Origin of the sequence: Mesorhizobium sp. 2RAF45 (assembly GCF_052115225.1) — a bacterium.
Lineage (GTDB): Bacteria > Pseudomonadota > Alphaproteobacteria > Rhizobiales > Rhizobiaceae > Mesorhizobium > Mesorhizobium jarvisii.
In genome coordinates, this window is record NZ_JBFRGG010000001.1 from 529580 (window position 1) to 554670 (window position 25091).

At 63.5% G+C, this 25091-nt stretch carries 28 protein-coding genes, 1 pseudogene and 1 riboswitch; of the genes and pseudogenes, 16 read left to right on the forward strand and 13 right to left on the reverse strand.

All coding sequences use genetic code 11. From position 1 onward, the window contains the following. Positions 1-36: 36 nt before the first annotated feature. The 3 genes and pseudogenes from AB4Z43_RS02620 (at position 37) to AB4Z43_RS02630 (ending at position 1572) form a co-directional block, all read left to right on the forward strand. On the forward strand, positions 37-840 hold the full coding sequence (locus AB4Z43_RS02620; RefSeq protein ID WP_038647444.1) for a creatininase family protein: 804 nt from the start codon (positions 37-39) through the stop codon (positions 838-840). A 180-nt stretch (positions 841-1020) separates the two neighbouring features. After that, complete coding sequence (locus AB4Z43_RS02625) at positions 1021-1275, forward strand: type II toxin-antitoxin system ParD family antitoxin (protein WP_441935772.1); 255 nt, start codon at positions 1021-1023, stop codon at positions 1273-1275. Further along, positions 1275-1572 (forward strand): annotated as a pseudogene (locus tag AB4Z43_RS02630) (type II toxin-antitoxin system RelE/ParE family toxin). Before AB4Z43_RS02625 ends, AB4Z43_RS02630 begins: the two are co-directional and overlap by 1 nt. Before the next feature lie 24 nt (positions 1573-1596). Here AB4Z43_RS02630 and AB4Z43_RS02635 read toward each other — a convergent pair. After that, complete coding sequence (locus tag AB4Z43_RS02635; RefSeq protein WP_441935774.1) at positions 1597-2106, reverse strand: tyrosine phosphatase family protein; 510 nt, start codon at positions 2104-2106, stop codon at positions 1597-1599. Beyond that, complete coding sequence (cobD, locus tag AB4Z43_RS02640; protein WP_441935776.1) at positions 2103-3149, reverse strand: threonine-phosphate decarboxylase CobD; 1047 nt, start codon at positions 3147-3149, stop codon at positions 2103-2105. Before cobD ends, AB4Z43_RS02635 begins: the two co-directional genes overlap by 4 nt. Between cobD and cbiB the strand changes: the two genes are divergently transcribed. Continuing rightward, positions 3148-4122, forward strand: a complete 975-nt coding sequence (cbiB, locus tag AB4Z43_RS02645; protein ID WP_441935778.1) for an adenosylcobinamide-phosphate synthase CbiB — start codon at positions 3148-3150, stop codon at positions 4120-4122. The genes cobD and cbiB overlap by 2 nt on opposite strands. Here cbiB and cobO read toward each other — a convergent pair. Genes cobO through AB4Z43_RS02665 form a run of 4 tightly spaced genes read right to left on the reverse strand, consistent with a single transcriptional unit; the run spans position 4119 to position 6268 of the window. After that, positions 4119-4748, reverse strand: coding sequence for a cob(I)yrinic acid a,c-diamide adenosyltransferase (cobO, locus tag AB4Z43_RS02650; RefSeq protein WP_019858756.1), 630 nt, complete (start codon positions 4746-4748; stop codon positions 4119-4121). The two genes, cbiB and cobO, sit on opposite strands and share 4 nt — an antisense overlap. 1 nt (position 4749) lies before the next feature. Beyond that, positions 4750-5265, reverse strand: coding sequence for a bifunctional adenosylcobinamide kinase/adenosylcobinamide-phosphate guanylyltransferase (gene cobU, locus AB4Z43_RS02655; RefSeq protein WP_064983983.1), 516 nt, complete (start codon positions 5263-5265; stop codon positions 4750-4752). Continuing rightward, positions 5258-6073 carry a CbtA family protein gene (locus AB4Z43_RS02660; RefSeq protein WP_441935780.1) on the reverse strand — a complete coding sequence of 272 codons (816 nt, stop codon included), beginning with the start codon at positions 6071-6073 and terminating at the stop codon, positions 5258-5260. Before AB4Z43_RS02660 ends, cobU begins: the two co-directional genes overlap by 8 nt. Before the next feature lie 15 nt (positions 6074-6088). Continuing rightward, positions 6089-6268: a CbtB domain-containing protein gene (locus AB4Z43_RS02665; protein WP_441935782.1), complete on the reverse strand. Its 180-nt coding sequence runs from the start codon at positions 6266-6268 to the stop codon at positions 6089-6091. Between the two features lie 33 nt (positions 6269-6301). Continuing rightward, a riboswitch (cobalamin riboswitch) is annotated at positions 6302-6499 on the reverse strand. 131 nt (positions 6500-6630) lie between these two features. Here AB4Z43_RS02665 and AB4Z43_RS02670 point away from each other — a divergent pair. Continuing rightward, on the forward strand, positions 6631-7800 hold the full coding sequence (locus AB4Z43_RS02670; RefSeq protein WP_441935783.1) for an aromatic ring-hydroxylating oxygenase subunit alpha: 1170 nt from the start codon (positions 6631-6633) through the stop codon (positions 7798-7800). Positions 7801-7803: 3 nt separating this feature from the next. Here AB4Z43_RS02670 and AB4Z43_RS02675 read toward each other — a convergent pair whose 3' ends face one another. Next, the gene (locus AB4Z43_RS02675; protein WP_019858762.1) at positions 7804-9003 is read right to left on the reverse strand and encodes an MFS transporter; all 1200 of its coding nucleotides are present in this window, start codon (positions 9001-9003) and stop codon (positions 7804-7806) included. 354 nt (positions 9004-9357) lie between these two features. On the opposite strand from AB4Z43_RS02675, the gene AB4Z43_RS02680 reads away from it, so the two are divergent. Beyond that, positions 9358-10356, forward strand: a complete 999-nt coding sequence (locus tag AB4Z43_RS02680; RefSeq protein WP_441935785.1) for a heparan-alpha-glucosaminide N-acetyltransferase — start codon at positions 9358-9360, stop codon at positions 10354-10356. After that, the gene (locus AB4Z43_RS02685; RefSeq protein WP_441935787.1) at positions 10353-10829 is read left to right on the forward strand and encodes a methyltransferase family protein; all 477 of its coding nucleotides are present in this window, start codon (positions 10353-10355) and stop codon (positions 10827-10829) included. Before AB4Z43_RS02680 ends, AB4Z43_RS02685 begins: the two co-directional genes overlap by 4 nt. 6 nt (positions 10830-10835) lie before the next feature. On the opposite strand, the gene AB4Z43_RS02690 is transcribed toward AB4Z43_RS02685, so the two are convergent. Together AB4Z43_RS02690 and mgtE are read right to left on the reverse strand one after the other, a co-directional pair. Continuing rightward, positions 10836-11222 carry a MerR family transcriptional regulator gene (locus AB4Z43_RS02690; RefSeq protein ID WP_006203215.1) on the reverse strand — a complete coding sequence of 129 codons (387 nt, stop codon included), beginning with the start codon at positions 11220-11222 and terminating at the stop codon, positions 10836-10838. Between the two features lie 133 nt (positions 11223-11355). Continuing rightward, on the reverse strand, positions 11356-12768 hold the full coding sequence (gene mgtE / locus AB4Z43_RS02695) for a magnesium transporter (protein WP_240564640.1): 1413 nt from the start codon (positions 12766-12768) through the stop codon (positions 11356-11358). 424 nt (positions 12769-13192) lie between these two features. On the opposite strand from mgtE, the gene AB4Z43_RS02700 reads away from it, so the two are divergent. From AB4Z43_RS02700 to sucD, 5 genes are all read left to right on the forward strand, one after another. Continuing rightward, on the forward strand, positions 13193-13813 hold the full coding sequence (locus AB4Z43_RS02700) for a LuxR C-terminal-related transcriptional regulator (RefSeq protein WP_010910075.1): 621 nt from the start codon (positions 13193-13195) through the stop codon (positions 13811-13813). Between the two features lie 123 nt (positions 13814-13936). Continuing rightward, positions 13937-15127 carry an aminotransferase class V-fold PLP-dependent enzyme gene (locus AB4Z43_RS02705; protein WP_441935791.1) on the forward strand — a complete coding sequence of 397 codons (1191 nt, stop codon included), beginning with the start codon at positions 13937-13939 and terminating at the stop codon, positions 15125-15127. A gap of 11 nt (positions 15128-15138) precedes the next feature. After that, positions 15139-16095: an HpcH/HpaI aldolase/citrate lyase family protein gene (locus AB4Z43_RS02710; RefSeq protein WP_441935793.1), complete on the forward strand. Its 957-nt coding sequence runs from the start codon at positions 15139-15141 to the stop codon at positions 16093-16095. Between the two features lie 18 nt (positions 16096-16113). Then, positions 16114-17298: a malate--CoA ligase subunit beta gene (locus tag AB4Z43_RS02715; RefSeq protein ID WP_038647464.1), complete on the forward strand. Its 1185-nt coding sequence runs from the start codon at positions 16114-16116 to the stop codon at positions 17296-17298. A gap of 14 nt (positions 17299-17312) precedes the next feature. Then, the gene (sucD, locus tag AB4Z43_RS02720; protein WP_019858772.1) at positions 17313-18212 is read left to right on the forward strand and encodes a succinate--CoA ligase subunit alpha; all 900 of its coding nucleotides are present in this window, start codon (positions 17313-17315) and stop codon (positions 18210-18212) included. 29 nt (positions 18213-18241) lie between these two features. Here the strand turns inward: sucD and AB4Z43_RS02725 are convergent, their stop codons facing one another. The 4 genes from AB4Z43_RS02725 to AB4Z43_RS02740 all read right to left on the reverse strand — a co-directional run bounded on the left by AB4Z43_RS02725 (position 18242) and on the right by AB4Z43_RS02740 (position 20765). Beyond that, positions 18242-18502 (reverse strand): glycine cleavage T C-terminal barrel domain-containing protein, encoded by a 261-nt coding sequence (locus tag AB4Z43_RS02725; protein WP_441935795.1) that lies wholly within the window; start codon positions 18500-18502, stop codon positions 18242-18244. Then, positions 18423-18917, reverse strand: coding sequence for a DUF302 domain-containing protein (locus tag AB4Z43_RS02730; protein WP_441935797.1), 495 nt, complete (start codon positions 18915-18917; stop codon positions 18423-18425). Before AB4Z43_RS02730 ends, AB4Z43_RS02725 begins: the two co-directional genes overlap by 80 nt. A gap of 68 nt (positions 18918-18985) precedes the next feature. Beyond that, positions 18986-19846: an alpha/beta fold hydrolase gene (locus AB4Z43_RS02735; RefSeq protein WP_038647468.1), complete on the reverse strand. Its 861-nt coding sequence runs from the start codon at positions 19844-19846 to the stop codon at positions 18986-18988. Positions 19847-19994: 148 nt separating this feature from the next. Then, positions 19995-20765, reverse strand: a complete 771-nt coding sequence (locus AB4Z43_RS02740; protein WP_019858777.1) for an alpha/beta fold hydrolase — start codon at positions 20763-20765, stop codon at positions 19995-19997. 212 nt (positions 20766-20977) lie between these two features. Between AB4Z43_RS02740 and AB4Z43_RS02745 the strand changes: the two genes are divergently transcribed. The 4 genes from AB4Z43_RS02745 (at position 20978) to AB4Z43_RS02760 (ending at position 25071) form a co-directional block, all read left to right on the forward strand. Beyond that, positions 20978-21940 (forward strand): AraC family transcriptional regulator, encoded by a 963-nt coding sequence (locus AB4Z43_RS02745; RefSeq protein ID WP_038647470.1) that lies wholly within the window; start codon positions 20978-20980, stop codon positions 21938-21940. 154 nt (positions 21941-22094) lie between these two features. Then, positions 22095-22964: a MipA/OmpV family protein gene (locus tag AB4Z43_RS02750; RefSeq protein ID WP_441935800.1), complete on the forward strand. Its 870-nt coding sequence runs from the start codon at positions 22095-22097 to the stop codon at positions 22962-22964. Beyond that, positions 22964-23749 (forward strand): response regulator, encoded by a 786-nt coding sequence (locus AB4Z43_RS02755; protein WP_441935802.1) that lies wholly within the window; start codon positions 22964-22966, stop codon positions 23747-23749. The genes AB4Z43_RS02750 and AB4Z43_RS02755 overlap by 1 nt, the downstream gene beginning before the upstream one ends. Next, positions 23746-25071 carry a sensor histidine kinase gene (locus AB4Z43_RS02760; protein ID WP_064983962.1) on the forward strand — a complete coding sequence of 442 codons (1326 nt, stop codon included), beginning with the start codon at positions 23746-23748 and terminating at the stop codon, positions 25069-25071. Before AB4Z43_RS02755 ends, AB4Z43_RS02760 begins: the two co-directional genes overlap by 4 nt. The last annotated feature ends 20 nt before the right edge of the window (positions 25072-25091 follow it).

The following is a 25091-nucleotide window of genomic DNA, read 5'->3' on the forward strand; positions in this document are numbered from 1 at the left end:
CGCGCTAGGTCTCACCGTTCATCGAAGAGGCATGACATGACCGCTGCAAAAAGACGCGTCTGGTGGGGAGACTACCGGACAACCGAATACGCCTCGATCGATCCGGAGGCGACGATCGCCGTTCTGCCGGTGGCCGCGATCGAGCAGCATGGACCGCATCTGCCTGTCTCGACCGACACCTCGATCATGAACGGCATGCTCGACACGGTGATCGCCCGCCTGCCCGACGATCTCGACATCCGCATCCTGCCGGTCCAGGCGGTGGGCAAGTCGAACGAGCACCTGCATGCGCCGGGCACGCTCACTCTGCCGGCAACGACGTTGGTCGAGGCCTGGACCGAGCTTGGCATGTCGATCGCGCGCGCCGGGGTGCGCAAACTCATCGTCGTCAATTCGCATGGCGGCAATGAAGAGATCATGGGCATCATCACGCGCGAATTGCGGGTGCGCGAAAAGATGCTGGCGGTGAAGACGAGCTGGCAGCGCTTTGGCCGCCCGGCCGGCATGTACACCGAACTCGAGGACCGCCACGGCATCCATGGCGGCGATGTCGAGACCTCGCTGATGCTGCATTTCCGGCCGGACCTCGTCGACATGGCCAAGGCCGACAATTTCGTTTCCAATGTCGCCAGGGCCGAGAAGGAATTTTCGCTGCTGCGCCACACCGGCACCCACGCCTTCGCCTGGATCGCCACCGATCTCAACCCGAACGGCGTGGTCGGCGACGCCAGCATTGCGACGGCGGAAAAGGGCCGGCTGACGGCAGAGCATCAGGCCGACGGTTTCATCAGCCTGCTGCGGGATGTGCGCAAGGCGAAGCTCGCCGACTGGCTGAAATAGGCGCCTAAGTCACAATCGCGCCTTCGCAAAACACTCCCGCATCAGTAGTGTCTCAGTTTGAATTTCAGCGACGCTTTCGAGACTCGGCAGTCCGCCTTGAACTGAGACACTAACCCCGCATCTGGATTTTTGACAAACTTTGCCAAAATGGATCATACTGCGCGGGATATGGAGGCCGATATGGCAACAATGAACGTATCATTGCCTGATCCGATGAAGGATTGGGTTGAGGCGCAAACCGAAACGGGTCGCTACGCCAACGCGAGCGACTATGTCCGCGATTTGATCCTTCGGGATCAGGAGCGCAACGACAACATTGCCGCCATGCAACGCTTTGTCGATGACGGATTGAAGAGTGGCATCGGCAATCGATCCAGGGGCGCGCTCTTTACTGAGGCAGTCAAGCGCGCTGGAAAGTCACCCGGCAACGGGTAATGGGATTTCGCCTTTCTTTAGCCGCGGAAGAGGACATCATCGGTATTGCCGAGCAAAGGGGTGCGCCTGTTCGGTGCTGTGCAGGCTAGACAGTATCATGACGAGTTGTTCGCGATCTTTGATCTGATCGCTGCCAGTCCCCGAATGGCACGGGAGCGGCTTGAATTGTCGCCACCAATGCGTATCCATCCCTTCAAAGCCCATCTTGTCGTCTACCGGATAGAAGTCGACGGCGACGTGTTCATTGTGCGGGTACGCCACGGGCACGAAGATTGGGCGAATGAAGGCACTCGATAGTCCTACAGCGATGTATGGGCACCGCTAGCCCATGATCTTCAGCTCGAACGGCGTGCCTTCGAACGCGTCGGCGCCGCGCCCGATCGACTGGATCGCCTCGATCATCCGGCCATTGCGCTCCAGCAGCGCGTCGGCCACGGCAATGAGCCGCGGATTGGGCGTCGCCGAGGGCGACAGCGCCCGCAACGTCTGGGCCAGTTCGGCTTCGTCGCGTTTCGGCGCCAGTGCGGCGGCGATGATGTAGGCCGAAGCGGTCGAGCGGCTGATGCCGGCATAGCAATGCACGACCATGGGCTTCGCCCGATCCCAGCGGCGGGCGAAATCGAGCACGTCGCGGACATGCTCCTCGCCCGGCATGGTCATGCCGTCCTGCGCCACCACAATGTCGTGCATGACCAGATGCAGATGGTTTTCCCGGGCGATCGAGGCCGGTCGCACCACCTCGGTTCCGGCGGCGAGCAGCGACAGCATGCGGTCGGCGCCGGTCCTTGCCACCGTTTCCTCGACCTTTGCCAGCGAGCAGACATGGATCATTGTTTCGAGCCCTTCGATTGATCCTCGCGCCGCGACGCCCATTCGGCAAGAGCGGATTCGAGCCGCTGCCATTCCACCTCGCTCCCCGGCAAGCCGGCCCGCAACACAAACGGCCGGTCGTTGAAGTGGCGAAGCAGAATGCCCCTCTCGCCAAGCGCCGAAAACAGGCAGGCGGCGTCCGGAAGGCTGATATAGCGGAACAGCGTGGTACCGCCCGCTACAGGCACGCCGAAACGGCCGAAGAGTGCGTCGAGCCGCGCCGCACCCTCGGCTAGTGATGCCCGCATTGCGTCCTGCCAGCCAATATCGGCAAGCGCGCGAATGCCGTATTCCAGCGCCGGGCCAGCGATGGCCCATGGCCCGAATTGCGTCTCCAGCCGTTCGACGGTCGCGCTATCGGAAAGCGCGAAGCCAAGCCGCAGGCCGGCTAGCCCAAAGAATTTGCCGAACGAGCGCAGCACGACGAGGCCGCCTTGATCTGCATCTCCGGCGAGGCTGTGTTGGCGTGGGCCGACATCCATGAACGCCTCGTCGACGACCAGCAGCCCGCCTCTGGCGCGCAGCCCGGCGGCCAGTGCCAGCAGCCGGTCGCGCTCGATGACGCGCCCATCCGGGTTGTTCGGATTGACGATGACGGCAAGGTCGGCCTGCGCCAGCGCCGCAAAATCGCTGACTTCGCTCACCTGATGCCCCGCGATCGCCGCTGCGCGCGCATGTTCGGCATAGGTCGGCCCCAGCACCAGAGCCTCGCGGGGCCTGACCAGCGATGCCACGCGCGGCAGCAGGATCTGCGTGCCGGGCGCCGCGACGACATTGGCCGGCGACGGCGCGCCATAAGTGCTGGCCGCGATCTCCATCAGCTCACGCGCCCGTGCCTCTTCCGGCAATCGCCACAGCGAGGTGGCGGGCAGGTCGAAAAGCGGGTAGGAGTGCGGGTTGATACCGGTCGAAAGGTCGACGAAAGGCAGAGGAGCGTTGGGGAAAAGCGCCCTCGCCCTGCCAAGACTCCCACCATGGTCCACCGCTCCATCAAGAAGCTTCATGTCTGTCCTGATCGCTTTCCTGTCACTGGCCGTCGAATTTGTCCTGGGTTACCCGGACTGGCTCTTCCGCGCCATCGGCCATCCGGTGACGTGGTTCGGCAGGCTGATATCCTTTCTCGACTTGAGGCTCAACCGCGCCACCGATCCCGACGCGTTGCGTCGCCAACGTGGCGTCCAGGCGCTGCTGATCATCGTGCTGGTACCGGCGGTGATCGGCCTCTGCGTCCAGCTTGTCCTGCTCTGGTTCGTGCCCCTGGGGTTCTTCATCGCCGCGCTTCTGGCGACATCGCTGCTGTCGCAGAGGAGCCTCTACGAACATGTCGAGGCCGTGGCTGACTCGCTCGAATCGGGCGGCCTCGCAATGGGCCGTGTCGCCGTCTCGCGCATCGTCGGCCGCGATCCCGAAGCGCTCGACCGTGCCGCCGTCTGCCGCGCGGCGATCGAGAGCCTGGCCGAGAATTTTTCCGACGGCATCGTCGCCCCCGCCTTCTGGACAGGTGTTGGCGGGCTCGCCGGCGGCGCTGCCTACAAGGCCGCCAACACCGCCGATTCGATGATCGGCCACCGCACCCCCCGCCACGAGGCTTTCGGCTGGGCGGCGGCGCGCTTCGACGACTGGATCAACCTGCCGGCATCGCGGCTGACGGCGCTGCTGATCGTGCTGGCGGCTTTCCTGGTCAAGGACGCCGATCCCCGCAATGCCTGGCAGGCGGTGCGGCGCGATGCCAAAAAGCACCGCTCTCCCAATGCCGGCTGGCCGGAAGCAGCCATGGCCGGCGCGCTTGGCCTGGCGCTTGCAGGCCCGCGCAGCTATGGCGGCATCGTGGTCGACGACGTCTTCATGGGCGAAGGCGGCCTCCGCGACGTCGACAGCGGCGACATCAGGCGGGCGCTGAAACTCTACCGCGTCGCCGATTATTTGCTGATCGCGTTGTTCGCCGTGGTTTCGGTCATCGCCGTTCTTGCGTTCTAGAACTCGATCCCCTGCTGCGCCTTCACGCCTGCCGAGAAGTGGTGTTTGGTGACGCCCATCTCGGTGACCAGATCGGCCGCCTCGACCAGCGCCGGCTTGGCGTTGCGGCCGGTGACGACGACATGCAGGCCCTCGCGGCGCGCCTTCAGCGCCGCAACCACCTTGTCGAGATCGAGATAATCGTAGCGCAGGGCGATGTTGAGCTCGTCGAGCACGACAAGGCTGATCGAGGGATCGGCGATCAACTCCAGTGCCTTGGCCCAGGCGGCCTCGGCGGCGGCGATGTCGCGCTTCAGATCCTGCGTCTCCCAGGTAAAGCCCTCGCCCATCGCATGCCAGACGACGCGGTCGCCGAAAGCGGCAAACGCATCCTTCTCGCCGGTGTGCCACTTGCCCTTGATGAACTGGACGACGCCGACGCGCTTGCCATAGCCGAGCATCCGCAGCGCCAGGCCGAAGGCGGCCGTGGTCTTGCCCTTGCCCGGACCGGTGTTGACGATCAGCAGTCCCTTTTCGACCGTCTTGCTCGCCACCTCGGCATCCTGCACCGCCTTGCGCTTGGCCATCTTGGCGCGATGGCGCTCTTCGTCCCGGTCCTCGGTGGGCTTGTTGTCGATGTCGGTCATGTCACTTCACCTTGAGCGGTAGCCCCGCCACCATCAGCAGCACCGTATCGGCGATCGCCGCGACCTGCTGGTTGAGCCGGCCGGCGTCATCGCGAAAACGGCGCGCCAGGGCATTGTCCGGCACGATGCCTTGCCCGACTTCGTTGGAGACCACGAACCAGGGGCCGCGCGGCCGCGACAGCACATCCGCCAGCCGCCGGCACTCGGCGCCGACGTCGTGATCGGCCAGCATGTGATTGGTCAGCCACAGCGTCAGGCAGTCGATGAGCACCGGCTGGTTGTCCGGCAAGGCCTCGAGCGCGCCGGCAAGGTCGAGCGGCGCGTCGATGGTCGTCCAGCCTTCGCCGCGCCGCGAGCGGTGCAGCGCGATGCGCTCGCGCATTTCGTCGTCATAGGCTTGCGCGGTGGCAATATAGGTCCACGGTGACGGCAACGCCGTCGCCAGGATTTCGGCATGCGCGCTCTTGCCGGAGCGCGCACCGCCGATGATGAAGGTCAGCTTGTTGCGATCAGGCAAAGCTGTCGCGCAGGCTGGTCGCCGTGCCAGTGAAGCGTCCGCGCACCACGCCGACGACGGCGCCGAGGACCAGCCAGAACACCAGATTGGTCAGCGTCACCGCCACCACGAACTGGTGGTGCAGGCCCTCCGGGATCGGCGTCTCGAAGCTGTCGGGCTGCGGCGCGCCGACAATGTGCGGAGCAACGATCAGCGCCACGGCAAGGATGGCCAGCGGTAGCGACTTGCGGAATGCGATCAGGCCGAGCCCGATAGCGGTCGCGATCACGGTTGCCACCCACCAGATCTGGCGCTGCGTCAGGTCGGCGGCCGGCATGGCCGGCAGTTCCGGAGGCAGGCCGAGACCGGGCGCCAGTGTGAAGATGGCAAAGCCGGCCAGACCCCAGAACACGCCCTGGCGCCAATTGCCGATGCCGCCGGCGAATTCCGAAACCGCGACCAGGATCAGCGCGAAGCCTATGCCGGTGACGACATTGGACACCACGTTGAAGGCAAAGCGCTCGAAGCCGTCGGCCGGTGCCCAGCCTTCGTCTTCGGCCGGAGCGGCGGCTGCGGCCGGTGCCGGGGTCGCGGCGCTCATCGAATTTGCCGCCGGTGCGGCCGAACTCATCGCGTTGCCACTGGCGGCCCCAGTCGGCGCCGCGGGTGCGGCGGCATGGTCATGGCCATGGCCGCCTTCGGCCTGTTCGTAGACTTCCGCCTTGAGGATCAGCGGTACGGTGGCATAGGCCTGCATGCAGGCAAGAACGACGCCGGCCACGAGCCCTGCGATCGCCGCGATGAACACGACGTTGCGAAACAGGTTCATGATGTCAGATCCTTGTCAGTGGCAGGGAAAAGCCATCGAATGCCGGTTGTCATGACCGGCATTGTGGACCGCTTCGATATGCGAGAAGCCGACAAAGCCGATGATGAAAGTGCCGAGCAGTGCGGCGAGCGCCAGCTGCATGAAGCCCGACTGCGAGGAGACGGAGGCGCCGAGGGAGACGGAAGCGGTATTCATATCTTGTCCTTTCACCCTCCACCCGAGGGCCTGTCAGTTTTGCCGTCGTCGGCAGGTCTCCTGGCTCACGGATCAGCGCCCTTCCCCACCTTCCCGAAGACGAACCTTCAGTGGCATATGGAGAGGACTACCGCACACAGTTGCGGGGGCAGCCACGGCATTGGGCAAGAATTTCGCCCGCACCGCATTCCCTCTTGGCTCCAAAACGGAACCGACGACTGCATGACTATAGGGAAAATCGCGACACGCGGCAAACCAAATTCCGCCGGCAAACAGCGCGATTGCGCCATGCCGTTTGCAGGCACGAGAATTGACAATTCTTCCTGCCGGGTGTCGGCTGGCCGCTTCACAGGAAGCCAGCCATGCAGCCCACTGCCAGCGAGCGCGCCCCTTACAATGGCCTGACCCAGGCCGAACCGACCCTGCCCTCATCGGCCTATTGGGATGGTGAGAAGTACCAGCGCGACCTCGATGCCATTTGGTACAAGAACTGGCTGCTCATCTGCCGCGAGGCCGATCTGGCCCAGCCGCTGGCCTTCCGCCGATTCCGCATCGGCACGCAGGACATCGTCGTGCTGCGCGACGACACCGGCGCGCTGCGCGCCTTCCACAACACCTGCCGCCACCGCGGCTCGCAGCTTTGCCAGGAGAGCGAGGGCCGGCTGAAGGCGCGACTGATCACTTGCCCCTACCACGCCTGGTCCTATTCGCTGCGCGGCGACCTCGTGCGCGTGCCGTCGAAATCCTTGCCCGATGGCTTCGACAAGGCCGACCATCCGCTCTACCGCGTCGCGCTCTCGGTGTGGCGCGGTTTCGTGTTCATCAATCTGCAGGAGGATGCGGCGGGCTCAGCGCAGGCATCCTTCGACCCGGCCTCCGGCAATCTCGGCAACTGGCCGCTGGAAACGCTGGTATCAGGCCATGTGCTGCGCAAGGTAATGCACTGCAACTGGAAGATCTTTTGGGAAAACTTCAACGAGTGCCTGCACTGCCCGGGCGTCCACAAGGACCTCTCGCGGCTGGTGCCGATCTATGGCCGCGGCCTGATGAGCCGGCACGACGATCCCGAATGGACGCGCCATGCCGACAATGACGCACCGGAATTTTCCGGCGGCCTGCGCGCCGGCGCCGAGACCTGGTCGCGCGACGGCCAGGCGCACGGGCCGGTCTTCTCCGGATTGACGCCAGCCGAACGCGCCGCCGGCCAGACCTACGCCACCAGCCTGCCCTCGATGTTCATCGTCGGTCATGTCGACTATGTCAGGACCGTACGCCTGGTGCCGCTCGGCCCGGAAGAGACCGAACTTGTCGCCGAGTGGCTGTTCGCGCCCGAGGCGCTGGCCGCGACCGATATCGACAACATCGTCGCCTTCGGCACACAGGTGCTGGAAGAGGACGCCGCCATCTGCGAGGTCAACCAGAGGGGCCTGCGCTCGATGCGCCACCAGGCCGGCGTGCTCATGCCCGAGGAGTATGAACTGCACCGCTTCCACAACTGGGTGCGCGAGCAGCATGCGGCACTTTCACCGTGATCCTCACAGAGACTTCGGCAGGTAACGCCAGGTCACGAACCCGCAAACCGCCGCCAGCAGGCCGAGCGTGACGAACACCGAGCCCAGTCCGAAGAAGGCCAGCACCACCGAATAGACCAGCGGCGGCGTCAGCTCGGAAAAATCGAGATAGGTGCGGTAGACCGCCGCCATCTGCGCCCGCTCATAGGAGCGCACCGAACGCATGAAGGCGGTCGAGCCCAACGCATCGAGCGCTATGGTGAAAAAGGCGCCGCACAACAGGAAGGCGCCGGTGAGCAGCGGCACGGTTTCGCCGACCGTGCCCGCCGCCAGAAGCATCGCCGACATGGCGAAATAGGCAAATGTCATGGTGCGCCGGCCGCCAAAGCGTTTTCCGGCCTTGCCCCAGAAGATCGCCATGAACAAAAGCGCGTTGCCGGCCGAAACCAGCAGACCGCCGGCCAGCTTGCCCTCGCCGGTGATCACCATGAACAGTGGCCCATAGACGAAGAACGTCGTCCAGAAGCAGGAGCGACCGAAGGCGATCAGCCAGGCAAGCCTCAATCTGGGCTGCGCGACGAAGCGGCCGATATTGGCGAGCGGATTGGCCGGCCGTGTCTTGCCGGGCCGGATCGACGGGTTGTCGCCCAGCCGATAGGTCCAGAACAGTGCGAGCAGGGCCAGCGCGAACACCGCCACCGCACCATGCGCGGCGTAGATGCCGAATCGCGTGTAGAGGAAGATGCCGAGCGTCGGCCCACCGGTCCAGGCGAGCATCGACCACGCCATGCGCAGCGATTCGGCCTGCATGAAGTCGGTCTTGCGGATGTGGTCCATGATGTAGAGATTGAGCGTGATCGAAAGTGCACTGGCGCCCATCACCCGGCACAGCATGCCCGCCAATTGCCCGGCCAGCGTATGGGTGACGAAGAACAGCGAGCCGATGGCGAGCAGGCAGGCGCCTGCGGTGTAGACCCAGCGCCGGGCAAAACGGCGGATCAGCATCGGCATGAACAGGGTCACCGACAGGCCGAGCAGCGCCACGATGGTGTAGAGGATCGAGACGATCTGCTCGTTGTGCAGGATCTCGTAGGCCTGGATCGGGATGACGCTCGACACCGTGGCGCGAGCGAAGGATTCGACAGCATAGAGCGAGGCGAAGGTGCGCGCATCCGCGGCCCTGAGGGCCGGAAGCCAGATCGGATGGCGCACATGGGTGGACATTGCTTCCCCAAAGCAGAATCACCGGTCAAATCTGCCTTGGCCGTTCCCGGACGATTAAGAGGAAACCGACGCATAGGCCGTGAAAAGCGAAGTCGGTCAACGACTTCCCGGCGCTGGCCCAAGGTGTGTTGAGATTCAGGTCAGGCCGAGCCGAAAATGGCGGTTTTCGAGAACTGGAGCGGAGCGGACATTCAGGTCCGTGAGCACCGGAAGCGCAGAAAGCCGCCGTTTGCAGGCCGGCATCACCTGAACATCGGCACACCTCAAAGCGTCGCTTGATCCGGTGCCCCGGCCTTCTTCTGTCCGGTCCAACCGTGATAGTTCTCACGCAGGGCTGAATCAGATCGCGAGACCATGACCATCCATACGCCGACCGCACCCGTTCCGGAGCCTTCGAAGCGCATCGTCGCCATAGACATCGTGCGCGGCGTCGCGCTGCTGGCCATGGCGAGCTACCATTTCACCTGGGACCTGGAATTCTTCGGCTATACCGATCCAGGCCTCACCGCCTTCGGCTGGTGGAAGATCTACGCGCGCTGCATCGCCTCGACCTTCCTGTTCCTGGTCGGCGTCAGCCTCTACCTCGCGCATGGCCAGCAAATCCGCTGGAACGGTTTCTGGAAGCGTTTCGCCATGGTCGCCGGAGCGGCGATCGCCATTTCGGTGGTCACCCGCATCGCGACGCCGGACGGATTCATCTTCTTCGGCATCCTGCACGAGATCGCGCTCGCCAGCCTGCTCGGCCTCGCCTTCCTGCGGCTGCCGGCCCTACTGACGCTTGTCGTTGCGGCGCTGGTCATCGCCGCGCCCGTCTATGTGCGCTTTGAAGCCCTGGACCATCCCTGGCTGTGGTGGATCGGCCTGTCGGCGATCAATCCACGCTCCAACGACTATGTGCCGCTGTTTCCATGGTTCGGCGCGGTGCTTGTCGGCATTGGGGTGGCGAAACTCGTTTCAGCCTCCGGCCTGCGAGCTCGCCTGGCGAGCCTCATGCCCGGCCGCCGGGCCAATCCGCTGGTCTTCATCGGCCGCCACAGCCTCGCTTTCTACCTGATCCACCAGCCGCTGCTGATCGGCTGCGTCTGGCTGTTCTCGCAAGTCATGCCGGCCCAGGTCGAAACCGTGCAGGTCAATTTCCTCAAAACCTGCCAGCGCTCATGCGAGCAGACGCGCAACGCGACCTTCTGTTCGAGCTATTGCGGTTGCATGCTGACGACGCTCGAGGGCGAGGCCGCGCTTGATCGGCTCGAGAACAACGACCAGACTGCGGAATTCCGAGCGCATCTGGGCGATCTGGCCGCCAGCTGCACGGGCCAGACCGAGGACAAGATGGACGAGGGAGGAACGCAATGACCGAAACCCAGCCGAAGCCGGGTGTGATACCGTGGCCGCCGGTGATCTACGTCGCGGCAATCGCCATCAGCGTGATCCTTGGCCTGCTCTATCCGCTGCCCTGGATCGGCGACCTCCTGGGCGACGTGCTGTTTGCGGCCGGCTGGGTGGCGCTGTTCGGCGTCGCGGCACTGTGGTTCACCGCCATCCGCACCATGGTCCGGGCCAGGACGACGCTCAACCCCAATGCGGTGCCGGACCACCTCGTCACCACAGGTCCATTCGGCATTACCCGCAACCCGATGTATCTGGCCAACACGCTGCTTTTGATCGGCGTCGCCTTTGTCACGGGGATCGTCTGGTTCCTGCCGCTGGCGTTCATCGCCGCCTTCGCCACGCAGAAGGCCGCCATCGAGCGTGAGGAAAAGATGCTGGCGGCGAAGTTCGGCAAGAAATACCGGGATTACGCCAAAAGGGTGCGGCGCTGGATCTGAGCGGCGTTACGTATTGACGCCGAGCTCCACCAGCCGCTCGACGCAGGATTCCTCGGCCTGGTCGAGCTCGGCCAGCGTCTCCTCGAGGTCGCGGCGCTTCTGGCGCAGATCCTCACGCTTTTCCTCGATGCGCTTGATCATCAGCTTCAGCTGTCCGACCTCGCCCGGCGGCTCCTTGTACATCTGGATGATTTCGCGGATCTCGTTGATCGAGAAACCGAGCCGCTTTCCGCGCATGATCTGCCGGATGAGATGGCGGTCGGACGGGCGAAACAGCCGCGTGCGACCCCGCCGCACCGGTTGCACCAGCCCCTCGTCTTCATAGAAACGCAGCGTCCGCGTCGACACGTCGAATTCGCGGGTCAGTTCGGTGATTGAATAATATTCCCGCATTGTCGCTCCATGCCCGAACCCCGGGCAACGCCACGCGGCGCTGCCTCCCGTCCCGAACCAAACCCTTGCCCGCCGGAATCGACATGGCCCCCCCGCGAGCCTCGCACGGCATTTACGTAAAAGTCAATTGAGGCTACCTGACGCCGAACCACCAGCTTGCAAGGCCGAGGAAGGCGAAGAAGCCGACGCAGTCGGTGACGGTGGTGACGAAAACCGCCGACGCCACGGCCGGATCGATCTTGAACCGGTCGAGCATGAGCGGGATCAGGATGCCGGCAAGGGCGGCCGCGAACATGTTGATGATCATCGCCGCGCCGATGATCCCGCCCAGATTGGGATCACGAAACCACAGCGCCGCGACGATGCCGATCAAAACGGCAAAGACGATGCCGTTGATAAAGCCCACACCCATTTCGCGGCGGATGATGCGGGCGGCATTGTAGATATCGAGATCCTTCGTCGCCAGCGCCCGCACGGTGACGGTCATGGTCTGCGAACCGGCATTGCCGCCCATGCCGGCCACGATCGGCATCAGCACGGCGAGCGCCACGATCCGCTCGATCGTGTGGTCGAACAGCCCGATGACCGATGCCGCCAGAAATGCGGTGACAAGGTTTACCAGCAACCAGGGAACGCGCGAGCGCGAGGTTGCAAACACCGTGTCGGAGAGTTCCTCATCGCCGACGCCGCCCATGCGCAGCAGATCTTCCTCGGCTTCCTGCTGGATGACGTCGACGACATCGTCGATGGTCAGCACGCCGACCAGCCGCTCGTTCTCGTCCACGACGGCGGCCGACAAAAGATCGTACTGCTCGAATTCCCGCGCCGCCTCTTCCTGATCCATGGTGGCCGGAATGGCGTGCCGCGTCTCATGCATGACATCCTCGACCTTGACAGCGCGCTTGGTGCGCAGGATCTGGTCGAGATCGATGGCGCCGACGAGCTTGAAGGTCGGGTCGATGACGAAGATCTGGCTGAAGCGGTCGGGAAGGTTCTTGTCCTCGCGCATGTAGTCGATGGTCTGGCCGATGGTCCAGAACGGCGGCACCGCGACGAACTCCGTCTGCATGCGCCGCCCGGCGGTCTCTTCCGGATAGTCGAGCGAGCGGCGCAGCCTGATCCGTTCGGTGAACGGCAGTCGCGACAGGATCTCGTCCTGGTCTTCCTTTTCAAGGTCTTCGAGAATGTAGACCGCGTCGTCGGAATCGAGTTCCTGCACCGCCTGCGCGATCTGCGCATTGGGCAGATGATCGACGATCTCCATGCGGATCGCTTCATCGACCTCGGTCAGCGCGGAGAAGTCGAAATCGGCGCCCAGCAGTTCGACCAGGGCCCGCCGCTGTTCGGGATGCAGCGCCTCGATCAGGTCGCCCAGTTCCGACTGGTGCAGATGGTCGACTTCATGCTTGAGGGTCGGCGTATCGCGGTCGGCGATCGCAGCCCCGATCTGCGCAAGGAAGGATGAAAGAACCGCACCGTCCTCGCCATAGATATCGGCGTGGGCGTCGTCAGCCGCCTTGGCGGAGATCGTCTGCTTGTCCTCCACCAGCGCCTCCCGCCATCCCGGAAAAATTGTGTCTCAGGTCTAGAGCATCGCAGCTTAAAGCGGAAACCGGTTTCACGGAAATGCGATGCATCTCGCCCGCAGACGCGATTCGGTTTGAGAACTTATCGCTCTAAGGCACGGAATATCAAACGAAACGCTGGTTCCACGCAACCAGGTGAGCGTATCGCCGATGCCTGACCTGGCAATGCCATTTCCATCAGGAACCAGCCAATCCCGGCTTCAGACGGCGCGACAGCCGATGTCGCTGGGGAAAGAGCACCCCGGCGCGATTGGGGCAGAATTGTCATGATACGGGTCCAGGCCTGAAGCCTGGCCTTTGAGTTGCCGCACAATCAGCCCAGGACAAAAACGGCCCTTGAACAGCAAGCCCGGGAAAACGAGCAAGGCAATTGGCGACCGGCGCATGCGCATTGTCGTCGCCGAGCGCAATCCATTCGTCATATCGGCGCTGCGTGAAATGCTCGAATGCGACGGCCGTTTCGACTTGTTGGGCAGCGTGCAGAGCGGCAAGCAGTTCCTGGATCTCGCTGTCAAGGGCGGCTTCGACGTCGCAATCATCGGCTGGAAGCTCGCCGACATGGACGGCGCGGATGTGCTGGCCGAGGTCCAGAGCCGCAAGCTCGACGTGCGCATCACCGTCTTTTCCAACGACCATGACATCGGCATCCTGAAGCAATGCGTGCGGCTGGGAGCGCAGGGCTACTGTTTCCAGTTCGACGATCCGGCCATCATCTTCGACACGATTCTGGCGGTCGCGCATGGCCGCATCTGCATCCCCTATATCGACATCAACAAGGTCAACGACACGCCGCTGGCGCAGCTCACGGTGCGTGAGCGCGAGTTGCTGGCGGTGCTTTCCGACGGCTGGACCAATCTGCAAATCGCCACGCGCACCGGCATTTCCGAGAACACGGTGAAGTATCACCTCAAGAATCTCTACGACAAGCTCGACGTCCGCAACCGGGCGATGGCCGTCGCGCTCTATGCGCGCGAGAGGCGTACCCAGAAGCAGCCTTTCGGGTAGGCCAACCGGGTAGGCCGTCCCCACCCGCGCGCGGCGAGATCTTACCCGCCAAGGTGTTGTTGGCTTTAGCCGTCGAAACGAAACTCCCCCCACCGCTTTGCTGGATCAGGAGGAGTTCGCATCATGGCCGGTTTCACCCATCTTTTCATTCCCGGGCCGACCAACATCCCCGAACAGGTCCGGCAGGCGATGAACCTGCCGATGGAGGATATGCGCGCCGCGTCCTTCCCCGATCTCACCTTGCCGCTGTTCGAGGACATCAGACGTGTCTTCAAGAACGAGACCGGCCGCGTCTTCATCTACCCCTCCTCCGGCACCGGCGCCTGGGAAGCGGCGATGACCAATGTGCTTAGCCCCGGCGACCGCGTGCTGATGTCGCGCTTCGGCCAGTTCTCGCATCTGTGGGTCGACATGGCCGAACGCCTCGGCCTCGAGGTCGATGTCATCGACTGCGAATGGGGCACCGGCGTGCCGCTGGAGCTCTATGCCGAGCGGCTGAAGGCGGACAAGGCGCATCGCATCAAGGCCGTCTTCTGCACGCAGAACGAGACGGCGACCGGCGTGACCAGCGACGTCGCCGGCTGCCGCGCCGCGCTCGACGATGCCAACCACCCTGCCCTGCTCTTCGTCGACGGCGTGTCGTCGATCGGCTCGATCGACTTCCGCCACGAGGAATGGGGCGTCGATTGCGCCGTCAGCGGCTCGCAGAAAGGTTTCATGCTGCCCGCCGGCCTCGGTTTCCTCTCCGTGAGCAAGAAGGCGCTCGTCGCTTCGCGGACCGCCACCCACCGGCGCTGCTTCTTCTCCTTCGAGGACATGATCCGCGCCAACGATGCCGGCTATTTCCCCTACACGCCGGCGACGCAGCTGCTGCGCGGCCTGCGCGCCTCGCTCGACCTGATCGCCGAGGAAGGGCTGGACAACATCTTCGCCCGCCATCATCGCCTCGCCGAAGGCGTGCGCAAGGCGGTCGACGCCTGGGGCCTGAAACTCTGCGCCAAGGCGCCGAAATGGCACTCCGATACGGTCAGCGCCATTCTGGTGCCGGAAGGCATCGACAGCGGCGACATCGTCAAGCGCGCCTACCGCACCTACCAGACGTCGCTCGGCGGCGGCCTCAACAAGGTGATGGGCAAGGTCTTCCGCATCGGCCATCTCGGCTGGCTGAACGAGGTGATGGTGCTCGCCTCGCTGTCGGCGGCCGAAATGGCGCTGCTCGACTGCGGCGTGCGGCTGGCGCCGGGCTCCGGCGTCGGCGCCGCCATCCAGCATTTCCGTGCCTCGGCCGCCGTGCCGGTCGCCGAAGCCGCCTGAGGGAGCCGACGATGAGCCACACCATCAACCATTTGAAAAAATTGCGGCTGCAGCGCAGCGAGCTGGCGGTTCCCGGTTCCAGCCCGGAGATGATCGACAAGGCGGCCAACAGCGCCGCCGACTTCGTCTTCCTCGACATCGAGGACGCGGTCGCCCCGCCCGACAAGGAACGCGCCCGCAAGAACATCATCCAGGCGCTGAACGACATCGACTGGCGTGCCATGGGCAAGACCGTCTCGGTGCGCATCAATGGGCTCGACACCCATTACATGTACCGCGACGTGGTCGACGTCATGGAACAGGCAGGCGACCGGCTGGACACGATCCTCGTGCCAAAGGTCGGCGTGCCGGCCGACCTCTACATGGTCGAGGCCATGGTCAACCAGATCGAGATGGCCAAGGGTTTCAAGACCCGTGTCGGCTTGGAAGCGCTGATCGAAACAGCGCTCGGCATGGCCAATGTCGAAGCGATTGCCGCCACTCCCGGCCGGCTGGAAGCCATGCATTTCGGCGTCGCCGACTATGCGGCGAGTTGCAAGGCGCGCACCGTCAACATTGGCGGCCTCAACCCGGACTATCCCGGCGACCAGTGGCATTTCGCGCTATCGCGCATGACTGTCGCCTGCCGCGCCTATGGCCTGCGCGCCATTGACGGCCCATTCGGCGATTTCTCCGATCCGGAGGGCTACATCGCCGGGGCCAAACGCGCCGCGGCCCTCGGCATCGAAGGCAAATGGGCGATCCACCCGTCGCAGATCGCGCTCGCCAACGACGTCTTCTCCCCGCCCGAAAAAGAGGTCACGCGCGCCAGGCGCATTCTTGAGGTGCTCAAGGAAGCCGAGGCTGAGGGCAAGGGAGCCGCCGCCCTCGACGGCAAGATGATCGACGCCGCGTCGGAACGCATGGCGAGGAACGTTCTGGTGGTCAACGAGGCCATCGAACGCGCCGGCCAAACCGCCACGCATTGACTGTTCAGGGAGGACAAAATGGACATCCACGAATACCAGGCCAAGGAACTGCTCGCCCGGCACGGCGTGCATGTGCCGCGCGGCGGGCTGGCCTACAGCCCCGAACAGGCGACCTACAGGGCGCGCGAGATCGGCGGCGGCAAATGGGTCTTGAAGGCGCAGATTCATTCCGGCGCGCGCGGCAAGGCCGGCGGCATAAAATTGTGCGCCAATGACGAGGAGATCTCGAGCGCCGCCGAAGCCATGCTCGGGCGCAAGCTGGTGACCCATCAGACCGGACCGCGTGGCAAGCTGATCTCCCGGCTCTATCTCGAGGAAGCCGTCGACATCGCCCAGGAGCTCTATGTCGGCTTCGTGCTCGACCGTAAGGAAGAGCGCGTCATGATCGTGGCCTCGGCAGCCGGCGGCATGGAGATCGAGGATATTGTCGAGAAAGAACCCAATTCCATCCTGCGCACATCGGTCGACCCCGGCGTCGGCATGCAGCGCTTTCAGGCACGCGAGATCGCCTTCGGGCTCGGCCTCGATCACAATCTGATCGGCAAGGCGACCGAAACCATCTTCAGCTGCTACCAGGTGTTCCGCGACTACGACGCCTCGATGCTGGAGATCAATCCGCTGGTGGTGACGCGCGACGGCAATCTGATCGCGCTCGACGCCAAGATGTCGTTCGACGAGAACGCGCTGTTCCGGCGGCCTGAAATCTCCGAACTGCGCGACAAGAGCCAGGAAGACCCGCGCGAAACTTTCGCCAGCGACCGCGGCCTCTCCTATGTCGGCCTCGACGGCAATATCGGCTGCATCATCAATGGCGCGGGCCTGGCCATGGCGACGATGGACATGATCAAGATCGCCGGCGGCGAGCCGGCCAACTTCCTCGACATTGGCGGCGGCGCCTCGCCCGAGCGGGTGGCGAAATCCTTCCGCGCCGTGCTCGGCGACAAGAATGTCGAGACCATCCTGGTCAACATCTTCGCCGGCATCAACCGCTGCGACTGGGTCGCCGAGGGCGTTATCAAGGCGATCCGCGAGGTCGGCGTCACCGTGCCGCTGGTGGTGCGGCTCTCCGGCACCAAAGCCGAGGAAGGCCGCCGCATCCTGGCCGATTCCGGTGAGGCGGTGATCGTCGCCGACACGCTGGCAGAAGCCGCCGAAAAAGCCGTCGCCGCCTGGCGCGCGGCCGCCAAGAAAAAAGCAGCCTGAGGGAGGTCGAGAAAATGGCAATCCTGCTCAACCGCAGCACCCGCGTCATCGTCCAGGGTTTCACCGGCAAGATCGGCAGCTTCCATGCCGAGGACATGAAACGCTACGGCACCAAGCTGGTCGGCGGCGTCACCCCCGGCAAGGGCGGCCAGACGCATCTCGGCCTGCCCGTCTTTAACACGGTCAAGGGCGCCGTGCGCGAGACCCGCGCGGAGGCAAGCATCGTCTTCGTGCCGCCGCCCTTCGCCGCCGATTCGATCATGGAAGCCGCGGACGCCGGCATCAAACTCTGCGTCTGCATCACCGACGGCATCCCCTCGCAGGACATGATGCAGGTCAAGCGCTATATGCGCCGCTACCGCTTCGAGGACCGCATGCGGCTGATCGGCCCGAACTGCGCCGGCATGATCACGCCGGGACAGGCGCTGATGGGCATCATGCCCGGCAACATCTACCTGCCCGGCCGCGTCGGCATTGTCGGCCGCTCCGGCACGCTCGGCTACGAGGCAGCCTCGCAGATGAAGGCGCTCGGCATCGGCGTGTCGACCAGCGTCGGCATCGGCGGCGACCCGATCAACGGCTCCTCCTTCAAGGACATGCTGAAACTGTTCGAGCAGGACGACGAGACCGACGCCGTGGTGATGATCGGCGAGATCGGCGGACCGCAGGAGGCGGAAGCCGCGATCTGGGCGCGTGACAACATGCGCAAGCCGCTGATCGCCTACATTGCAGGCCTCTCCGCCCCGAAAGGCCGCCGCATGGGCCACGCCGGCGCCATCATCTCGGCCTTCGGCGAGTCGGCGCAGGAGAAGGTCGAGATCCTGAAGGAGGCAGGCGTGATCATCGTTCCGACGCCGTCGTCTTTTGGCGAGGTGGTTGCGGATACACTGGCGCGGATGAAGAAGGCGGCGTGATTTCCGCGCCTCTCCACGCTGGGGGGCTCTCACATAAGCCCGCGCGAGCCTCCCGGAGAGTCGGCGATCACCCTTGCCAGGCACCGCCCGCCGAGAATTGAAACCTCCAGCGCCGTGCCGGGCGTGCCAAGCCCCAGCGGCAGCAGCGCCAACGCCATGTCATGGCCAAACGCGTGGGAGTAATCTGCCGCCGGAAGCGTCACCATGAGCTTAGTTTGCGCATTCGCGTAGCAAGGTTGTGATTTTCGCATCAAGATCGCGAGCGACGGCAAGAGCCTCCAAACTACCATAAGGGAGCAGACAACTCTCCATTTTGTCGTAGGAGACGTGCACGCCATCGGGACGTTCATCAACAAGGATTGTGACTGGAGCGTAAGATCCAGCATCGGGAACGTGCTTGACCATTTCTTTCATGATGAGTGGATTGCCCACCAGGAACCGCATGCTCTTGGGAGTCTCGGTTCCAGTTTCGCGGCGCAGAATGGCGCCCAAGTCGAATTCCGCGAAAAGCATGAGACCTGTGCGGCCCAGGCCGCTTTGCACAACGCGCTCCAAATCCGAGAAGGAATTTGCAGCCACCGTCGCCTTGAAAAATTCGACAATGTCAGGTTGCCCGACCGCTGACTTGAGCGCGGCCACAACGGCGTCGAATGGTTTGGAACACGTCAGGCTGAAACGCTCAACCTCGACCTTTGCGATTGTCATTTCTTTCTCCGTAACAGCTCTCAAGAATAAAGGTGCGACCGATCGCGCCGGGATTATGCAGCGGCCGATTACGCTTCCAGGAAGGTCCGGACGTGGCTGACGAACAATTCGTGGTGCTGAAACAGGGCGCCGTGGCCGGAATCGGGATAGAGGACCAGCTGGGCGTTGCTTAGAGCCTTGAACATTGCATAGGCGTTGTCCGCCGGCAGCATGGTGTCGTGGCTGCCGCTGACCACAAGGGCGGGCTGGCGGATGGCGCGCAGAATGGCGTGCTCGGGATCAGGTGTGGCGCACCAGGTAATAAGCGCCTTGGCCTGCGGATCCGTCACCGCGCCGCCGTTGTCGGTGTCCCGATCCTCCTTACGCGCCTTCGCCCGCTTCAGGAAAGCCAGGCCGGCCGACTGGCTGGCGGACGACTTCGTGAAGAATAGTGGCAGGCGGACGTCCGGCGCGTCGGTTTGGGAAAACGCGTCCTGGAGAACCGTCAACAGATGCTCTTCTCCGCCTCTCGGAGCCGTGCCGACGAGGATGAGCTTGCGCACCAGCCGTCCGTGCTCGGCAGCGATCTGCTGGGCGACACAGCCGCCGAGGGAAAAGCCAAGAAGGTCGACTTCGGAGAGGCCGAGCAGTTTGATAAAAGCGACCGCGTCTTGGGCCATCGCCGCGATATTGTCGGGCGTTTGGCCTGTCGAGCGGCCGACCCCGGCGTTATCGAAAGCGATCACCGGTCGATCGGTGGCCAGGACATTCACGACGGCGGGGTCCCACGCGTCGATGTTGCCCGAGAAATGCTGCAGGAGGACAAGCGCAGTTCCGGTCGATGGGCCGAGGCGGCGATAGGCGAAGCGGATTCCGCCGCCTTCGATGTAACGGGTGGGCGCTGTTTCTAGCGTTGCGGCGTCCTGGCTCGAGGTGTCGAACTCAGTCATGTCATCCTCCGGATGCTTGGCACAGATAATCGAGTGGGAGTAGCTGGTGCGGTTTTGGCTAGGTTTGAGCCGCTCGCGGACCAAGGCATTCCGTAGTCCGCCGAGCACGCATGGTGCTCCCGGCACGAAGGCGCCGGGAGCACAATCGTCACTTCACGAGCGCGGCCTTTTCAATCACCGCGGCGACTTCCTTCGCGTGGACGACCAGGGATGCATGGCTGCCGGCGACATCCGTCGTCTGGGCCTTCATCCTTTCGGCGAACAGCTTCTGGACCTCGGGTGCGATGACCTTGTCCTTCGTGCTGATCACATAGAATGTCGGCTTGTCGTGCCAGGCCGCCTTATCGACGGGAGCCTCGAACGCCGTGTGGTTCAACGGGAGCTGATGGTTTGCCAAGGATTCGGCGATCTCCGCGGGAAGGTCAGCCGCGACTGCAGAGGGAAACACTTTGGGATCGATGTAGAGGTTGCCCTTTTCGTCGGGATGAATCGCCGCGGCGCCTTCGGTTGCCGGACCGCTCTTGGATAAGCCCGCCAGAGATTCTCCCACGTCGGGCGCGAATGCGGAGACGTAGACGAGCGCCGAGACGTTGGGATCGTCACCTGCCTGCGTGATGACCACACCGCCCCAGGAGTGGCCAACGAGGACGGTCTTGCCGTTCTGTTTCGCAAGCGCCTGTTTGGTGGCATCGACGTCCGCCGCGAGGGAGGTGAGCGGGTTTTCGACGAGCGTTACATTGTAGCCCTTCTTCGTGAGGATATCGGCGACCGGCTTCCAACTCGTCTGGTCGACGAAAGCGCCATGGACGAGCACGATATTGTGGGCCGCCCCCTTGGGCAGTTGAGCTGATTGGGCGGGGGCGGCGACTGTTGCTCCGGCCATGAGGACGGTAGCGACTGAGAGTAGAAGATTTCGCATTGGTTGCTCCTGTTGAGATAACGGACGACGCGGGTCCGAGGAAAGGCAGGCGTGCCGGCAACAGTCGCGGTTCTCCCATCTGCCGCTCGGGTGATGGTTGCGGCGCGACCTGTTGGCTCGACTTGCGATCAACTAATACGTGGAGCACTTGGACGTTAGGCCTCAATCGTCCGAATATTGTGTCCGACCGTCCGTCGTATTAACATCGGAAGATGGACATCCTCGCTGAAGTGCTCGACCGCGTTCGCCTTGGCGGAACCTTGCTGTTCCACTTCGAGCTCGGCCATCCCTGGAATCTGGCACTGCCAGCGCGCCCATACGCCCTGTTCCATTATCTCAGCCGTGGCTCGGCTACCCTCGCGCTCGAAAATGGACGAGAACTTCAAATGACCGAGGGCGACTTTGTTGTCGTCACGCGCGGCGAGCCCCATGTGATCTACTCGGATCGTCGGACAGAGCCGTTACCGATTCTCGACATCGATCGACTGGCTGGGCGTCTTGGCCTCATTCGTCACGGAGGCGGCGAGCAGCCGCTCGCGACGATGATCTGTGGCAATTTCACCGTGGCGCGGCCCTCGCGCGGCAGCGTGTTGGAATTGCTTCCGCCCCTGCTTCTCCTGAAGCCGACGGAAGACGGCGGATGGCTCGATGCGATTCTGCAACGCATGGTGAGCGAGGCGGCGCACGCACGTCCGGGCCAAGGCGTTGCACTCTCACGACTGACAGAAGTGCTCTTCGTCGAGGTGCTGCGAAGCTGGATCAAGTCGCTCGACCCCGGGGAAGGCGGTTGGTTGGGGGCGATGGCGGACCCGCACATCGGACCGGCACTTCAGTTGATCCACGAACGACCGGATCGACCCTGGACGCTTGGCGAGCTCGGGCAAAGCGTGGGACTTGGTCGTTCGGCGTTTTCGGCTCGCTTCACCAAGCTCGTCGGCGAGTCCATGTACCGCTATCTGATCTCACGCCGGATGTCGGAGGCCGCATTTCTGCTCGAAACGAGCGACGAGGGGATTGCACGGATTGCGGCCCGTGTCGGCTATGAGACCGCGGCCGCGTTTTCGAAGCTATTCCATCGACATCACGGCCTTTCGCCTGGCCGTTATCGAGCAGCTCGCCGCTCTGACGGTGGCAGGAGGCAAGAGGACGTTCTGGAAGCAGAAGTCGTCGATTGACCTCCCGCGCTTGTGGTGGCGCGCTTCTACACGAGCCAAGATCAGGCCAAGATTGCGCAACAAAACTTAACATCACTTCACCCATGCAGCCATTTTCACCTGAAATAGTCCGGAGCATCGGGGGCTCTTACTGCCTCCCTGCTCTGGAGCATGCATGTTCAAATTGGTTTCTGGGACCTTCGCCGGCCGGGCCTCTCTCGCGGCGATGGCAATCGTGTTTTCAACGCATTCTGAGATCGTGCAGGCGGCGGACGCCATTGCAGTTGACACCGATGCCGACGATACCGGGGATGTGACCCCGCCGCCCGATCCTTCGCGTTTCGGGCGCTTCGAACAGCAACTGGCCGGCTGGCATGTCGTCCTGGGCGGCGGCGCCATCATCGTTCCCAAATATGAGGGCAGCAACGAGTTCAAGGTCATGCCGGTCCCTTTCGTATCGGCGACATTTCTCGACACGGTGAGGGTAGATCCGACGGGCGCCAACATCGCCGTCTATGAACACGGGCCGTTCGAACTCAGTGCGCGGCTTGGCTATGACATGGGCCGCAAGGAGGACGATGCCGATCGTCTGCGCGGCCTGGGGGATGTCGACATGGGCGCGGTCGTCGGGGCCAAGGCGGCGGTGAAGTTCGGCCCGGCGAAAATCTACGCGCAATTGGACAAGACCATCGGCGGCAGCGACGGCATGCAGGGCACGCTTGGCATCGAGGTGACCCAGCCTCTGTCCCGGTCATGGATGGTCGGCGCCGGCGCATCGGTCGTCTTCGCTGACGAAAAATACATGCAGGCCTATTTCGGCGTCACGCCGGAGCAATCGGCTCGCTCGGGATTGACCCAGTATGATGCCCGCGCCGGGTTGAAGCGCGCCGATTTTTCGATTTCCGCCACATATACGCTCAATCACAACTGGATGGTGCGTGGCAAGGCGGGGGTGGGCATTCTCATGGGGGACGCTGCCGACAGCCCTGTTGTCGTCGACAAGGTCCAGCCCTCGGGGATGCTTCTCGTCGGATATCGGTTTTGATGCCCACACATAATGCAGTGCAGGCCGCGGTAAGCTCCAGCCGGATCGATCTGAACGCCGAGTTCAAATCGCCGAGGCAAGGCCCGCAGATCCTCATTGTCGAAGACGACATCGAGATCGCCCGCATGCTGGGCGAGACGCTGACGGAAAACGGCATGATCGTCGAAATCGCCGGCAACGGCGTCCGCATGAACGCCGCGCTTCGCAACCAGAAATTCGATCTCATCGTGCTCGATATCATGCTGCCTGGCGAGAACGGCCTCAGCATATGCCGCCGGCTTCGCGCGCAAACGAACGTTCCGATCCTGATGCTGACGGCGCTTGGCGAGGAAATCGACCGCATCTTCGGACTGGAGATCGGCGCCGACGATTACGTGACCAAACCGTTCAGCGCGCGCGAACTGACCGCAAGGATAAGGGCGTTGCTGCGCCGCACGGCTTACGCTCCCGACGAACGGGACCGCACAAGGGTGCTTCGCTTCAACGGCTGGCGCCTCGATCCCGTTCGCCGGCAATTGCATGATCCCAGCAATGCGCGGGTTGCGACCACGACGCATGAATTCGATCTTTTGCTGGCGTTCTGCCGCAATGCAGGCCGGGTTCTGTCGCGCGAGGAGCTTCTCAGCGTCACCCATGCCGGGCTTGCCGGCCCGATCGAGCGAAGCGTCGATGTCCATGTCAGCCGGATTCGCCAGAAGATCGAAAAGGATGCGCGCGATCCCGTTCTCCTCAAGACTGTCCGGCTGGGTGGCTACATCTTCACCGCCACGGTGGAGGAAGCGTGAGGCGCTTGGTCCGCCGCTTCCTGCCCCAGTCGGTGCGTGGGCAGTTCGCGGCAATTATTTTCATGGCGGTGATCGCGATCATGTCCGTCGGATCGGTCGTCGAGGGTTTGATAGCGAATGTCGACCTTCCCGTGGTGGAAGACAGCGCCAGGCGGGCTGGCGTTGTCGCTGCCTTGTTGCGCGAAACGCCAACCGAAGCCCGCGGCGCTGTTCTGGCTGCGGCGACACGCGCCGGCTTTGATTTCAAGATCCTGCCCAGGGAGCAGATCAGCACTATTCCAGATTCCTATCTGCAATGGCGAAGCACCGGATGGCTTCTTCAGATCGAGAGCGGCTCGATCCCTGGGCGCTGGATAAGGATCGGCCGCCAATATGCGTTTGTCATCGACCTGGACCAGCAGAGCGTCCTGGCGCATTTCGGCATGCCCGATTCCTGGCTGACATCAGGCTTCGTCCGTGTCTCGTTCTACAGGTTCATGGCTTTCGTCGCCCTGCCTGTGTTGATCTGGCTATTTGCGGTCTGGGCCGTGACGGAGCCATTGAAGCGCATCTCGAACGCAGTGGGGGAAGCCGAGATCGAGAATGGCAACGAACTTTTCGCCGAACGCGGCTCCATCGAAATGGTCGGCCTGGCGCGCGCGCTGAACAGGATGAGAACGCGTATCCGCACCATGATCGAGAACCGCACCCGCATGCTGCGCAGCGTCAGTCATGATCTGCGCACGCCGTTGACGCGGCTGCGCCTTCGCGCCGAGCGCATGGATGACGGCCCCGTTCGAGCCGCCATATTGTCCGACGTCCGGCACATCGAGGATCTGATCGACGAGACCCTGACCTATCTGCGCAACGACGTCTCGACCGAAAAGCTGCAGCGGGCCGACATTGCCAGCGTGCTGCAGACCGTCTGTGCCGAATTCTCCGATGTCGGGTTTTCGGTTTCCTATTCCGGACCGGACAGGCTTCTGGGCTGGTGCAAACCCAATGCGCTGGCGCGCGCCATCACCAATTTATGCGACAACGGGGTCAAATTTGCCGGCAACGTCACCGTCGCCTTGACGCAGACCGACTCGGCGGCGCGTATCGCGGTGGGCGACGATGGGCCGGGAATTTCGATGACGGCGCGCTCGCGCGTTTTCGAACCCTTCTTCAAGGAGGATATGTCGCGCGGCGTTGCGTCGAAACACGGTTTCGGTCTCGGCCTCTCGATCGTGGCAGATATCATCCAGGGTCACGGCGGCAGGATCGAGTTGCACGACAACCAGCCAAGCGGCCTTGTCGTGACCGTCGATCTGCCGAATGGACCCGAGGTCCGGCCCTTATAGAGCGGCCGGCACCGTGCTCA